Source organism: Janthinobacterium svalbardense (genome assembly GCF_002327145.1).
In the GTDB taxonomy this organism is placed as follows: domain Bacteria; phylum Pseudomonadota; class Gammaproteobacteria; order Burkholderiales; family Burkholderiaceae_D; genus Janthinobacterium; species Janthinobacterium tructae.
This window is the reverse complement of the sequence record NZ_CP023422.1, coordinates 3950832-3965134: the sequence shown is the minus strand read 5'-3', so window position 1 is coordinate 3965134 and position 14303 is coordinate 3950832. Positions and strand designations below refer to the sequence as shown.

The following is a 14303-nucleotide window of genomic DNA, read 5'->3' as shown; positions in this document are numbered from 1 at the left end:
CGTGCCGGCGACGTGACCTGAAACACCGAATGCAACCCCCACATTAAAGAGGAATTACCATGGCGATCAGTTTGCAAAAAGGCGGCAATGTCAACCTGAGCAAGGAAGCTCCCGGCTTGACGAAAATCGTGATTGGCCTGGGCTGGGACCCGCGCGCCACTGATGGCGCCGCTTTCGACCTGGATGGCAGCGCCTTCCTGCTGAAAGCGGATGGCAAGGCCCGTTCCGATGCCGATTTCATTTTTTATAATAACCTGAAGTCGGTTGATGGCTCCATCGTCCACGCGGGCGACAACACCACCGGTGGCGGCGATGGCGACGACGAGAAAATCGCCGTCGACCTGGCCAACGTGCCGGCCGACATCGACAAGATCGCCGTGGCCGTCACCATCCACGACGCGGAAGCGCGCAAGCAAAACTTCGGCATGGTCGGCAAGGCCTATATCCGCTGCCTGAATGGCGACAATGGCGCGGAAATCGCCCGCTACGACCTGTCGGAAGACGGCTCGACGGAAGCGGCCATGATCTTCGGCGAAATCTACCGCGCCGGCAGCGAATGGAAATTCAAGGCGATCGGCCAGGGTTTCAAAGGCGGCCTGGGTCCACTGGCCCGTTCTTTTGGTATTAATGCTTAAAAAGCATGTTGACGCCTGAAAGGGCGTACCTTTGCCGGGCGGCCACGCTGCCCGGTTTTGCTTCTCCTTTGTATCTCCCTTCTTATTTACCTGATCCCATGGAAAACCTGATCAAGGGGCAGCGCCTGGCGCTGTCCGGCCTCGTCACGGGCAACGTCGTGCAACTGGGTCTGTCCAGCGCGGGCGTGCCGCTGGACTTTGCCTGTTTCGGCCTCGATGCCGCCGGTAAATTGTCCGACGACCGCTACATGACTTTCTTCAACCAGCCGCGCACGCCCTGCGGCGGTGTGGAAACCTCGGCGCCGTGCGGCGATGCGGCCGGTTTCAGTTACCAGCTTGAACGCTTGCCTGCCTCCATCGAACGCCTGGTCGTCACGGCCGCCATCGATGGCGCGGCCAGCATGGCGCAGCTGGCCAGCGGCTACCTGCGCCTGCTCGACGGCGGGCGCGAACTGGCCCGCTACGCGTATGCGGGTGCTGATTTTTCGCAAGAAACAGCCGTCATGCTGGGCGAGTTTTACCGCAAGGATGGCGGCTGGCGTTTCATGGCCGTGGGCCAGGGTTTTAATGGCGGCTTGGACGCGCTGGTCGCGCATTTCGGCGGTGAAGTGGCGCAGGCAGCTCCCGAACCTGCGGCGCCGAAAATTTCCTTGTCGAAAATTTCGCTGACCAAGGCGGGCCAGACGCACAAGGTGTCGCTGGAAAAGGGCGCCGGCGCGCCGAGCAAACTCACCGTCAAGGCTACCTGGGTCGATAACGGCGATGGCGACGACGATAACGACGATCTCGATTTAAGAGTCGGCATCCTCTTGCCGAATGGCCAGATGCGCTTCATCCAGGCGCCGGACACGGCAGGCAGCTTTGACGCCATGCCCTTCGTGCGCCACCTGGGCGACGTGGCCGGTGCGGCGGGCAAGGAGCCGGCCACGGAAACGGTGGAAGTCAATCCTGCGCTGGCGCAACATTACGGCGGCACGGTGGGCCTCGTCTTCAGCGTGTATTCGGCGCTGGCCAATGGTGCCGTCCCGGTGGCGTCCATGCGCCCGAAAATGGTCATGCAATACGGCCAGCAGATCGTCGAGTGCGACTTCGACTTCCGCCTGTCGAAGGCAGCCGCAGACGATACGGTCTACACCTATGTGATCGGCATGGCGCGCATCACGCCCGACAGCATCATCCTGGAGCCGTCCGGCAAGACGTCGGAACCGGGCAGCGAAGCGACGCCGTGGCTGAGCTGGCAGGGCGAGAACCTGCAGCTGGCCTTCAACGGTCCCGTCGTCTTCAAGGGCGAGGACAAGGAAGACGAAGATGATTTTAACGCGGACAATCCGCGCCGTTACATCGCCTAGGAGACACTGATGGAAACCTTGTCCAAGGGTCAGCGCTTGCCGCTGGCCAATCTCGTTCCCGATGGCGTGCTGCAGATCGGCGTCGCCGCGCAGGGGCTGGCGCTCGACGTGGCCTGTTTTGGCCTCGATGCGGCGGGCAAGCTGTCCGACGAGCGCTACATGACCTTTTTCAACCAGCCGCGCACGCCGTGCGGCGGCGTGGAAGCGCGTGCCGGCAGCGCTGGCGACACGGCCGAGTTTGCCTTGCAGCTGGCGCGCTTGCCGGCCGGCATAGACCGGCTCGTCGTGACGGCCTCCATCGATGGCGGCGGTGTGATGTCGCAGCTGCAAGCTGGCCATGTGCGCCTGCAGGCGGGCGGGCGCGAACTGGCCCGCTTCGCCTTTGCCGGGTCTGATTTCGCGCAAGAAAAAGCCGTCATGCTGGCAGAAATTTACCGCAAGGATGGCGGCTGGCGCTGCATGGCCGTGGGCCAGGGTTTTAATGGCGGCCTCGATGCGCTGGTGCAGCACTTTGGCGGCGAAGTCGACCAGGCCGCGCCTGCCGCGGCTTCGGCAATTCAGCAGGCGAAGATCAACCTGGAAAAGAGAGTCGAACGCGAGGCGCCGCAACTGGTCAGCCTGGTCAAGCAGGCGGGCGTGTCGCTGCAAAAAGTGGGCCTATCCGAGCACCGGGCCAAGGTGTGTTTATGCCTGGATATTTCCGGTTCCATGGGACGGCTATATAAAGAGGGGTTGGTGCAGCGCTTTGCCGAGCGCATCCTGGCCCTGGGCTGCAAGTTCGACGACGATGGCGAGATCGATGTTTTCCTGTTCGGCAAGAACGTCCACCATCCGGCGCCCATGGCCTTGAGCAACTGCAATAGCTACGTGGGCCAGGCCATACAGCGCCATCCGCTGGAAGGCGATACGCGCTATGGCGCCGCCATGCAGGCGATCCGCGCGTTTTATTTCCCAGACAAGGCCGGCGGCGAGCGCACGCGGCCCGTCGCGGCGGAATTACCCGTGTACGTCATGTTCGTTACCGATGGCGGCACGAGCGACCAGGCGACAACGGAGAAGCAATTGCGCTGGGCCAGCAATGAACCCATCTTCTGGCAATTCATGGGCATCGGCAAGGGGCGCAAGTCGAAAAGCAAGTTTCTCGCCGCCTTTGCTGATTCCGACTTTCCCTTCCTGGAAAAACTCGACGAATTGCAGGGACGCTTGGTCGACAATGCCAATTACTTTTCCGTCAGCTCGCCCGACGAGCACAGCGATGCGGAGCTGTACGATTTGCTGATGACGGAATATCCGGGCTGGCTGAAACTGGCGCGGGGGCAGGGCTTGCTGAGATAGCGCAAAGGTAGCGCAAAGTTCATCGGATGAGGCTATACGACCACAAGTGGAAGAGATTTGTAAATTGAAGTAAATAACAATGGTTCGCATTTGCTTTGCTCAATGGAGTCGTGGCATGCTTTCACTGTGCCCACACCTGTGCCCTCACGCTGCGGCGTAGCGCCTCATCCGTAGCGTCTCGATTATTTTTTAGCCAAATGTATAAAATCCTTTTCCACTGTCTGGCGGGCGGTAGCCTGCTGGTCTCCGGCGCCCCTGTCCAGGCGCAAACTGTCACCGGCGACGCCGTCGTCAAGCCCGCAGCAGCACCCGTATCGGCCAAGGTACCGCTCGCCGATGCTCCCCCTTCCGTCAGCGTGACGGCCGAACGTCCCACGGGCCGCATCGACCGGCAAGTCTACGACGTCAAGTCCGATGTGGGCAGCAGCAACGGCACGGCGGCCGACGCGCTCAACAATGTACCTTCCGTGGCCGTCGATCCCGACGGTTCCGTGTCCTTGCGCGGCAGCAGCAATGTGCAGATATTGATCGATGGCAAGCCGTCGGCCATGCTGCAGGGCGATGCGCGCGGCGCCACCCTGAACGCCATGGCGGCCGACGATATCGAATCGGTGGAAGTGATCAACAATCCCGGCGCCCAGTTCGGCAACGAAGCCGGTGGCGGCCCGATCCTGAACCTGGTGATGCGGCGCAACCGCAAGCCGGGCGGCTTTGCTACAGTCAACGCGAATGCGGGCATCGCTGGGCGCTACAACAGTGCCGTCTCCGGCAGCTACAACGAAGGGCCGTGGGGCTATCAGGGCGGCATCAATGTGCGCCATGACGGCCGCAATTCCGTGGGCGAGGTCAGCCGCGAGCGCCTGGAGCGTGGCACAGGCGCATTCGCCCCCAGCAGCCAAAGCTCCGCCAGCAATGGCTTGAACGACTCGCTGGGCTTGCACGGCACCGTGAACTACAACCTGAACACGAACGACACCCTGGCCGCCAGCGTGTCGTATAACGGTCGCAGCAACGACCAGCGTTCGCTCGACCGCTACATCAATGGCGACAGCACGGGCAGCACCATCGGCGACTATGTGCGCAGCACCGTGCGCAACGGCGACAGCCGCAATTACAGCTGGGGGGCGCGCTACGACCACAAGGGCGAGTTGCCGGGCGAATCGTTGAAGATCGACCTGCGCGTGTCATCCTCGACCAATGAGAGCGACAGCGATTACGCCAACACCTACACGGTTGCGCCCGTGCATGCCTTCGATAGCCGCGCGCGCCAGCACAGCGAGACGGGCAACCGCCTCGTCGACTTCAGCGGCGACTACGAGCGTCCGCTGGCGGGCGGCACGGCCAAACTGGGCTACAAGGTGGCCGATAACCAGAGCAGTTTCGACACTTTATATACGGACATCAACCCGGCCAGCCTGGCGGCAACTGTCAACCCCATGCGCAGCAACCGTTTCGAGCTCGACGAGCGCACCATCGCGCTGTACGGCTCCTGGCAGATGCGCCTGAGCGAACGCTGGGGCGCGCTGGCCGGCCTGCGTGCCGAGTACACGGACTTGAACGTGCGCCAGATCACGGGCGGCGTCGAGGCCGGCAACAATTACGTCAACTACATCCCCAGCCTGTTCGCCACGTATAAGGTCAGCGACGAGAGCAATGTGCGCTTCAGCTATGCGCACCGCCTGCGCCGCCCCAGCGCGGGTGACCTGAACCCGTACGTGGTGTACCGCGACGAGTTCAATGTGTCGGCCGGTAACCCGAGGCTGAAACCCACGCAGACGGATTCGTTCGAGATCGGCTATGAAACGAAGATCGCCGGCCTGGAAAGCAGCTTGCGCGCCTACCACCGGCGCGACACGGACGCCATCGTCGATTACCGCTACTTTATCAGCGACAATGTGCTGCTGACCACGCGCGAAAACGGCGCAGGCAGCCATTCGAGCGGCCTGGAGTTCAGCGTCAGCGGCAAGCTGACCCCATCCTTGACCCTGAATACGAGCGGCAACCTGGCGCGCAGCCAGCAAACCAGTTCCGACGACCTGGGCAACCGCAGCACGCGCACGGCGAATGCCCTGAGCGGCCGCGCGCGCCTCAATTACCAGTTCGATGCGGCGAACCAGCTGCAGCTGGCCCTGCAAATGCAAGGCAAGATGCTGTCGGGGCAGGGCTACCGCTCGCCGAACAACACTTTGAATGTGAGCTGGCGCCATACGGTGACGCCGCAGCTGAGCCTGGTCATGAACGTGACCGATGTATTCAGCAGCAACAAGATGGAAACCGTCATCAATAGTGCTTCCCTGCGCGAGACGAGCACGCGCCGCTTCGATGGACGGATGATTTATGTGGGGCTGTCGTACCGCCTCGGCGGCGCCACCTCGGCGGCGAAAGAGGGCGAACGGGAACCCCGCTTCGGTCCGCCTGGGGGACGCGGGCCAGGCGGTCCAGGCGGCGCCGGCCCTGGTGGGCCGGGAGGCGAAGCTGGCTAGGCGGCCAGCGCGATCTCGTGCAGGAAGTCGATGAAATCGTCCGTATGCAGTTCGAAGCGCCATTCTCCCGTGCCATGGTTGGCGCGGTACACGGGCAAGTCGCCGTCGATGCTTCTTTCTTCCAGGTGCACGCAGTATGGGTCGCCGCCCGCATCGGCAATCACCACCAGCTTCGGCGGCCAGGCCGCGATGGTGTGATGGTGCACGGCATCGACCGAGTAGCCGTGCTGGGCCTTCACCAGCTCGGCCGCGCCGTACAGATGCAGGCCCTGCGGGAAGCGCTTGCCGTCGACATGCACGCGCAGCGGTGAATACCAGGCCAGGAAGCGGCGGTAGATCTCCGGCAAGACCCAGTGCGCCTCGATCTCGGCCATGTCCGCGGCGCTGGCGAGCGTCAGCCAGTTCGACGGTTGCGCCAGATCCTGTTCGCGCTGGCGCCGCAGCGCCAGTTTTCGATCGAGGAAGGTGGCTGCCATTTCCAGGCGCGACAGCGGCCGGGTCAGCGTCTCATGCGTGGCGGGCGCCTTGTAGCCGGCACCATCAGGGTAGCCGTCCGCTTGCCAGGCCAGCACGGCATCGAGCCGCAGCTGTTCTGCCTTCCAGTGGCCGGGATCGGTCGGCAAGCCCTGGTCAAACGGCTGGCGGCTGAATACGGCCAGGCTCTTGATCGCCTTGGCGCGCACTTCCAGGCTGGTGGCGCCGGACGCTGCCAGCGCCACCAGCGGCGCATACGCCTCCACGCCTATACTTTTCAGCAAGCCATCGACGCCCCAGTACGCCAGCGTGGGCTGCTCCAGTGCCCAGGCGAAAAAGGCCGCGTGTTGACTGCCTTCCACCAGGTGCACGATATCTGTCATCAAAAAGCTGCGCCAGTGCAGCAGTTGCCCATCGCGCGCATACGCCGTCAAAATGTCCAGCACGGCCAGCCGGTCGTCGGGCGCATGCTTTTTCAGCAGCCGCTCTTTCAGCCTGGCAAACTTGCTGCCGTCCGTTTCGTCAAACAGCTTGCGGTGCAGGGCGGCCAGCGGTGCGACCGCCATCAAACGGCCATCGCCGCCTTGATGGGCGCATGGTGTTCATAGCCTTCCAGCGAGAAATCCGACGGTTCGATCTTTTCCAGCCACTCCGGCTCGTACTTGCCCGTCTTGGCGTAGTCGGGCACGCGTTCGGAAATGACGAAACGCGGCGCCGGGAACGGTGTGCGCTTGAGTTGCTCTTCCACCATGTCGAGGTGGTTTTCATAGATGTGTGCGTCGCCGATGAAATACGTGAACCAGCGCGGCGTGTAGCCCGTCAGGCGCGCCACCAGGTGCAGCAGGGCGGCGCCTTCGGCGATGTTGAACGGCGTGCCCAGGCCGATATCGTTGCTGCGTACATATAAACACAGCGAGATTTCGCGCGTGCTGGCGTTCGGGATGAACTGGTACAGCAAGTGGCAGGCGGGCAGGGCGACGGCGTCCAGCACGGCCGGGTTCCAGCCGTGGAACAGGATGCGCCGGCTGCCCGGGTTCGTCATGATGGTATCGAGGCACTCGCGCAACTGGTCGACGGCCTTGTACATCAGCACTTTTTGCACGCCATCTTCGACGAGGGGGGCGATCAAGGTAAAACCGTTCGCTTGCGCGTCGGCAATCTGCGCGGTCTGGTCGGCATCGAGCAGCTTGTAGGCAGGCCATTGCCGCCATTGCACGCCATACACGGGGCCCAGGTCATCCTCGCCTTCGCGGTAGGGATTGGCCAGCCATTGCGCGTTTTCATTGGCGTTCTGGTCCCATACCTTGCAGCCCAGCGCGCGGAACTCGGCCGCATTGCGCGAGGCGCGCAGGAAGGCGCATAATTCGCCGATCACGGATTTGAAAGCCAGTTTCTTGGTCGTTACGGCAGGGAAGTTGCCGTTGGCCAAGTCGAAACGCATCATGGCGCCCGGCACGCTCAGGGTGCGGATGCCCGTGCGGTTGTCTTGCCAGCTGCCCGTTTCGAGCACGGTCTTGATCAAATCTTGATATTGCTGCATGTATTTCTCCAACGGTAAGGATGGTGATTGTAACGCAGCCGCGACAGGCGAGCTGTCGTCCGCACACATAAATGCGCTGCCGTTTCACCTGCAAACATGACTCTGTGGTAATTTGTGTGTCCTTCAAGAAATACATAGAAACGGCAGATGCTGCACCATGTTCTTGCGACAATTTGTAAATAATAATAACGCCGCCGTGGTGGAGATGAGCAGGGCCGATTTTCTCAAGGCCAACCTGCGCCTGATCCTGGCCTGGCCCTTGCTGGGGCTGGTCCTGTGCGCGGTACTGTGGACGGCCACCTTGCTGCAGCTGGAGGCGGAAAGGAAGGTGGCGCAGCAGCAGGCGCTCGACAGCGTGTCTTCCTTGTCGAAAGCGTATGGCCAGTATCTGCTGCGCACGCTGGAACAGATGGACCAGCTGACCTTGCAGCTCAAGTATGAGTGGGAAAATTCGCGCGGCCAGCTGCGCCTCGATCAATTGAAGACGCAGGGCATGTATGCCTTGCCGCAATTTGCCATCGTCGCCATCCTCGACCGCAAGGGCCACCCCGTGACGGCCACGGCGCCGCTGCAGCAGTTGCGGGTTAACGAGCGCAGCGATTTCCTGCTGCGTCACTGGCGCAGCAATTCCAGCGCGCTGCGTATCGCGCTGGGGAGGGCCATCGAGGCGGCCCCGGCACCCCCCGGCGCCGACGAAAGCCTCGTGCATTTCACGCGCCGGCTGGAAGACGAGGATGGCAATTTTGACGGTGTGCTGCTCATTTCCCTTCATTCCAGCTATTTTTGCGAATTTTACAACAGCGTCAATTTCGGCAAGTTCGGCATGTCCGCCATGGTGGGCGAAGAGGGGGAACTGTTCAGCACGCGTCTCGGTTCGCGCGTCCTGCCGACACAGAACGGTGAAGGCACGCCGTTTCTCGACACCAGCTTCCTGGAAACGGAGAGCGGCGCCATGCATTCTGGCGGCAGGATCGCTTTTTCTGACAAGCAAAGCCGCTATGTCGGCTGGCAGGCGCTGAAAGCCTATCCGTTTACGGCCGTGGTCGGACTGTCGGACGGCGAAATGCTGCACCCGTACGAAGAAACGCGCACCATTTACATCGGCATCGCGCTGGCCGTCAGCGTGCTGCTGCTGGCCTTTGCCGCCGTCGCCACCGTGCTGTCGCTGCGCCTGGCGTGGCGCCACCACCAGTCCGAAGGCGTGCGCAACGCCTACCGCATGGCCACTGAAGGCACCAGCGACGGCTTTTACATCATTGCCGCCTTGCGCGGCACGGATGGCAGCATCCTCGACTTCGAGATCGTCGACTGCAACGAGCCGGGCGCCGGCTACTTTGGCGTGCGGCGCGAACAATTGCTGGGCATGCGCCTGCAGTCGCGCGCCCACGAGCCGTATTTCCGCGACCTGATCCATAACTACCGGGCCGCCATGCAGTCCGGCTTTTCCGAGGAAGAGATCGAGTTGCCGGAAGGTAACCCGTTCAAGCTGCGCTGGATACGCCGGCGCCTGGTGCGCAGCGGCGACCGCCTGGCCGTCACCCTGCAAGACATCAGCACGGCCAAGGAGCACGAGCGCGACTTGCGCCGCCTGGCCAATGAAGACGGCTTGACGGGCTTGCCCAACCGCTACTGGCTGCAGCAATTCCTGCCCGGCGCCCTGGGCCGCGCCGCCATCGCGCGGCACATGCTGGCGCTGCTGTTCATCGACCTCGATGGTTTCAAGGATATCAACGACACGCAGGGCCACGCCGAGGGGGATAAAGTGCTGCGCGCCGCCTCCTTGCGCCTGAAGGGCGTGCTGCGGCCGGGCGACCACATGGTGCGCCTGGGCGGCGATGAATTCGTCGTCGTGCTCGACCCGGTGGAAGACGACAGCCGTGCCGAACAGGTGGCGCAGCGCATCGCCATCGCCTTCGACGAACCGTTTTACCTGGGCAGCGAACGCCACAAGATGGGCGCTTCGATCGGCATCAGTCTGTATCCGCGCGATGGCGCCGAGACGGAAGTGCTGTTGAAGAATGCCGATATCGCCATGTATGCCGTGAAAGTGGCGGGCAAGGGCCATCACCGCTTCTTCCAGCCGGAATTGTTCGAAACCATCCGCAACCGTCGCGAACTGGAGCAAAGCCTGGTGACGGCGCTGGAGCTGGACCAGTTCCTTGTCGTCTACCAGCCGCGCGTCGACGCCATGAGCGGTCAGCTGTGCAGCATGGAGGCGCTGGTGCGCTGGCAGCATCCGCAGCACGGCATGGTGCCGCCGCTGGAATTCATCCCTGTGGCCGAAAGCAGCGGCCTGATTTCGCAGCTGGGCGAAGTCGTCATCGAGAAGGTGTGCCTGCAAATGGCGCGCTGGCAGGCCAGCGGGCTGGAAATGGTGCCCGTCTCGATCAACGTCTCGGCGCGCCAGTTCGGCCGTGGCGACGTGCACCAGGTACTGGCGTCCGCGCTGGCGCGCCACCGCATCGATGCACGGCTGATCGAGGTGGAAATCACCGAATCGGCCATGATGGATGAGCAGAACCGCGCCGTGGAGCAGTTGTCGGCCATCCGCGCGCTGGGGGTGCGCCTGCTGGTCGACGATTTCGGCACCGGCTATTCTTCGCTGTCGCAGCTGCAGAAGTTCGCCATGGATGGCTTGAAGATCGACCGCGCCTTCACCATGGAACTGGGGCGCTCGGAGCAGGGTGAAGTATTCGTGCGCGCCATCCTGTCGATGGCGCATGCGCTGGGCATGAGCGTGGTGGCCGAAGGGGTGGAGACGCGCGAGCAGCTCGACATCCTGCGCGCGCTGCAATGCAACGAAGTGCAAGGCTATTTCATTTCACGCCCCGTGCCGGCCGAACAGATGCTGGGGCTGATGCAGCAGCGCTTTCTGATACCGCTTCCAGCGCCCGTGCTGCCTCCTTAAAGCCCCGTGATTGGCGCGGAAAACAACGCTGTTTCACAAAAAGAGCGAACGTTCGCTTTTTTTTAAAAAATATTATATGCTTCGCTCATGCCGTCAGTGAATTGGAGTTCACGGCGGCAAGAACAGTGCAAGACGGGTGAGGTTGAGCTACCCGAGACAATGTGACGAAGACACTTCATATAATAAAGAGAGACTAACTTGAAACATAAATATCTGCCCCTCCTCATCATTGCCGCGTTCGCCGGCATCTCCTCCACCGCGCAAGCATCGGGCTACCGTTTTGGCTCGCAAAGCGTTTCCGCCCAGGGCACGGCCGATGCCAGCGGCGCCGAAGCGGCCGACGCTTCGACCATTTTCTACAACCCGGCCGGCCTGTCGCGCCTGGAAGGCACGCAGTTCGTGGGCGGCGGCACCATCGTCGTGCCACATTCGACCTACACGGATGAGGGTTCGAAGCCTTTCTTCGCAGGCAATCGCACGCCTTACGCTGCAACCAAGGACTACGCGCCGGACGCCGTGGTCGCGCCTGCCTTGTACGCCAGCAAGAAAATCAATGACCAGTGGACCGTCGGCGCCGGCCTGTTCGTGCCATATGGCGCCAAGCTCGATTACGGCAATGACTGGTATGGTCGTTATGCGATCACCAATATCAAGCTCGAAGCCATCGCCCTGAATCCTTCGGTGGCGTTCAAGCTGGACCAGCATCACTCGTTCGGTTTCGGCGTGACGGCCGAATACATGAAGGCGGAACTGGGCCAGGGCGTGGACGTGCCGGGTTCGGTTGCTTTCCTGGGTAAATTTGCGCCAACCGCATCGCAGGCGTTCATCAACAACATTCTCAAGACGCAAGGCGTGCCTGCCGCAATGGCTGCCGGCGCCGCGCTGCAGGGCCCGATCAAGGATGGCCATGCTTCGATGGACGGCCACGATTGGGGCTTTGGCTTCAACCTCGGCTACCTGTACCAGCTGAACGAAGGCACGCGTTTCGGTATTGCTTACCGCTCGTCGATTTCGCACAAGCTCAAGGGCAGCACCATCTGGGACTTCTCTCAAGTGACGAGCAATCCTGCCGTGAACGCCTTCATCGCCAAAGCCTCGAACAAGGTCAATTCCGAGGCGCTGGTCGAACTGCGCACGCCGGAAACCCTGTCGGTCAACGCCTTCCACCAGATGGATGATCGTTGGGCCTTGATGGGCGACGTTACCTGGACCCGCACTTCGCGCCTGGAGAACCTGGATATCCAGTTCCCGCCAACGGCCGAAGGCGCCGAGCGCATTCGCCAGAACTGGAAAGACACTTACCGCGTCTCGCTGGGCACCAACTACAAGTACAGCGAGAGTCTGATGCTGCGTGCCGGTATTGCGCACGACCAGGCGCCCGTACGCAGCGCGGAACTGCGCCACCCGGCCTTGCCGGACAGCGATCGCATGCAGTACTCGATCGGCGCGAACTGGAAACTGAACGCCAATTCCTCGCTGGACCTGGCTTACAGCTTCATCGACTTCAAGGATGCTGAGGTCAACTATACAAACGACTGCTCGCCTGTCAAGACTGGCTGCACCGGCAACGGTGAAACCACCAAGGGCCTGTTCAAGACCCGCATGCAGTTGATCGGTCTCGCTTATAACTACAAGTTCTAAGCAGGTAGTGGCGGCCAACCCGGCCGCCATGAAAGGAAAAAAGCGCCTTCTGGCGCTTTTTTTTGGTGCATGGGTTTTGCTTTGTGGTAGCGCGGAAGCTGTCGGGTTACACGCTGTGCGCTAACCCGACCTACCCCGACCTACCAAGACCTGCGCCGCTCAGGCTTTAATACGCATGGCGTGATCCAGCAAGGTCAAGGCCCGCCGCACGCTATCGTCCGGCAGTTCCAGCAACTGATCCCCCACATACCATTCCACCACGCTGTGCCCTGGCAGGGCGGCGTGGCTGGCGCGGCCGAACAGCCAGATGCCGTGTTCTTCGGCCACCTGGTTGCGGATGGCGATGGCCCGCTCGCGCGAGACGGGCAAGTGCAGGTGCAGCATGTTGGCCTGCGGCTGGGCGGGGTTGACGGCGATGCTCGGGAAGTCGCGCAGCAGCGCGTACAGCCACTGCGTGCGTGCGAAATAGCGGGGCATGGCGGCGAGGCGCGCGTCGAACTGCATGGCGGCGGCCACCACGTAGGGCGTGCGGTGCACGATGTTGCCGCCTTGGCGGTGGAACCACGCGCGCGCCCGTTCGACAAAGCCGCGGCTGCCGGCCAGCATGGCGCCACCGAGACCGCCGATGCCCTTGTACAGCGACACGTAGACGGAATCGAAGCCGCCGCAGATGGCGGGCAGCGGCTCGTCAAAACCGGCTTGCGCTTCCCACAGGCGCGCGCCATCCATGTGCAGGTGAATGTTGTGGTCGCGGCAGTGCCGTTTGATCTCGTTTAACTCAACCCAGGACGGGCACTGGCCGCCGATTTCGCGCATCGGCAGTTCGACCTGGGCGGCGCCCAGCGCATCGGGCACGGCGCGCAAATCGTCCACCGTCCACGGACGGTACGGGTCGCCGATCATCAAACCCGTGAAGTGCTCCAGCAATGCATGGTTGCCCCGCTCGTGGCGCAGGATGTGCGACGTGGGATGCAGCGCCACCAGGCGCGAACCGCGATCCTGGCAGGCCAGGCGCAGGGCGGTGACCTGCGTCATGGTGCCCGTGATGCAGAACACGGCCGCTTCGAAGCCGAGCAGGCTGGCGACCTTGTTCTCGAATTGCTCGATCAGCGCGCCTTCGCCATAGGTATCGTGCGCGATGTCGTTGGCCTCGCACCAGGCGGCCATGGCGGCGAAGGTGGCCGCTGGCGTGGGCTGGCGGTGGCCCGGCAGGATGGTATGGCAGTGCTGGCGCAGTTCGGCTTCAGTCAAGGCGCTTCTTCCTTAGAGTGTGGCGGTGGCCAGTTTCGCGCCGAAGCCGATGAACATGGCACCCACGCCGCCGCCCATGCCGGCCGACAGGCGGCGACGGCGGCGGAAGGTCTCGGCCAGGCGCGCACCGACAAAGATGATGGCCGTCAGGTAGCTGAAGCTGATCACCTGGCAGATCAGGCCCAGGCCGATGAAGGACAGTACGGGCTTTGAAAAGGCCGGGTCGACGAACTGGATGAAAAACGAAATGAAGAACAGGATCGCTTTCGGGTTCATCAGGCTGATGATCAGCGCCTTGCGGAACGGGTCGCTTTCCTTGACGGGAGCCTGTTCGGTTGCCGCTACACCGTCGACGGAGCTTGGCGCGCGCAGCTTGCGCCAGCAGCCTATCAGCATCTGCAGGCCGATCCAGCCCAGGTAGGCCGCGCCGATGTATTTCACGACATAAAACAGGGCCGGGCTGGCTTTCAGCAGCGAGGCCACGCCGCAGGCCGACAGCACCATTAAAATCAGGTCGCCGGCAAAGATGCCGAAGGCGCCCTGATAGGCGGGCCGCACGCCGCGCTGCGCGGCCACCGACAGCACGTACATGGAATTGGGGCCGGGCAGGATGACGATGAAGATGGTCCCCAGTAAAAAGGTCCAGAAATCGGTGATGCCCAGGTTGGCGTGGAAAAGTGCGTTCAT

10 protein-coding genes are annotated in these 14303 nt (G+C 62.4%); 6 read left to right on the top strand and 4 right to left on the bottom strand.

The annotated features are described in order from the left end of the window. Nucleotides 1-59 precede the first annotated feature (59 nt). The 4 genes from CNX70_RS17580 to CNX70_RS17565 all read left to right on the top strand — a co-directional run bounded on the left by CNX70_RS17580 (nucleotide 60) and on the right by CNX70_RS17565 (nucleotide 5802). Nucleotides 60-635, top strand: a complete 576-nt coding sequence (locus CNX70_RS17580; protein ID WP_096235771.1) for a TerD family protein — start codon at nucleotides 60-62, stop codon at nucleotides 633-635. A gap of 98 nt (nucleotides 636-733) precedes the next feature. After that, on the top strand, nucleotides 734-1984 hold the full coding sequence (locus CNX70_RS17575; RefSeq protein ID WP_096235770.1) for a TerD family protein: 1251 nt from the start codon (nucleotides 734-736) through the stop codon (nucleotides 1982-1984). 9 nt (nucleotides 1985-1993) lie between these two features. Then, a complete protein-coding gene (locus CNX70_RS17570) occupies nucleotides 1994-3319 on the top strand; it encodes a VWA domain-containing protein (RefSeq protein ID WP_096235769.1) in 1326 nt (441 codons plus the stop codon). Nucleotides 3320-3516: 197 nt separating this feature from the next. Then, nucleotides 3517-5802, top strand: a complete 2286-nt coding sequence (locus CNX70_RS17565; RefSeq protein WP_096235768.1) for an outer membrane beta-barrel family protein — start codon at nucleotides 3517-3519, stop codon at nucleotides 5800-5802. Here CNX70_RS17565 and CNX70_RS17560 read toward each other — a convergent pair. Then, nucleotides 5799-6842, bottom strand: coding sequence for an SMI1/KNR4 family protein (locus CNX70_RS17560; protein WP_096235767.1), 1044 nt, complete (start codon nucleotides 6840-6842; stop codon nucleotides 5799-5801). The genes CNX70_RS17565 and CNX70_RS17560 overlap by 4 nt on opposite strands. After that, nucleotides 6842-7816: a thymidylate synthase gene (locus CNX70_RS17555; RefSeq protein ID WP_096235766.1), complete on the bottom strand. Its 975-nt coding sequence runs from the start codon at nucleotides 7814-7816 to the stop codon at nucleotides 6842-6844. The genes CNX70_RS17560 and CNX70_RS17555 overlap by 1 nt, the downstream gene beginning before the upstream one ends. A gap of 157 nt (nucleotides 7817-7973) precedes the next feature. Here CNX70_RS17555 and CNX70_RS17550 point away from each other — a divergent pair, with 157 nt between their 5' ends. Then, nucleotides 7974-10724 carry a bifunctional diguanylate cyclase/phosphodiesterase gene (locus CNX70_RS17550; RefSeq protein WP_096235765.1) on the top strand — a complete coding sequence of 917 codons (2751 nt, stop codon included), beginning with the start codon at nucleotides 7974-7976 and terminating at the stop codon, nucleotides 10722-10724. Nucleotides 10725-10922: 198 nt separating this feature from the next. Further along, nucleotides 10923-12365, top strand: a complete 1443-nt coding sequence (locus CNX70_RS17545) for an OmpP1/FadL family transporter (RefSeq protein ID WP_096235764.1) — start codon at nucleotides 10923-10925, stop codon at nucleotides 12363-12365. 159 nt (nucleotides 12366-12524) lie between these two features. Here CNX70_RS17545 and CNX70_RS17540 read toward each other — a convergent pair whose 3' ends face one another. Further along, nucleotides 12525-13616, bottom strand: a complete 1092-nt coding sequence (locus CNX70_RS17540) for a threonine aldolase family protein (RefSeq protein WP_096235763.1) — start codon at nucleotides 13614-13616, stop codon at nucleotides 12525-12527. 12 nt (nucleotides 13617-13628) lie between these two features. Continuing rightward, nucleotides 13629-14303 carry a leucine efflux protein LeuE gene (leuE, locus tag CNX70_RS17535; RefSeq protein WP_096235762.1) on the bottom strand — a complete coding sequence of 225 codons (675 nt, stop codon included), beginning with the start codon at nucleotides 14301-14303 and terminating at the stop codon, nucleotides 13629-13631.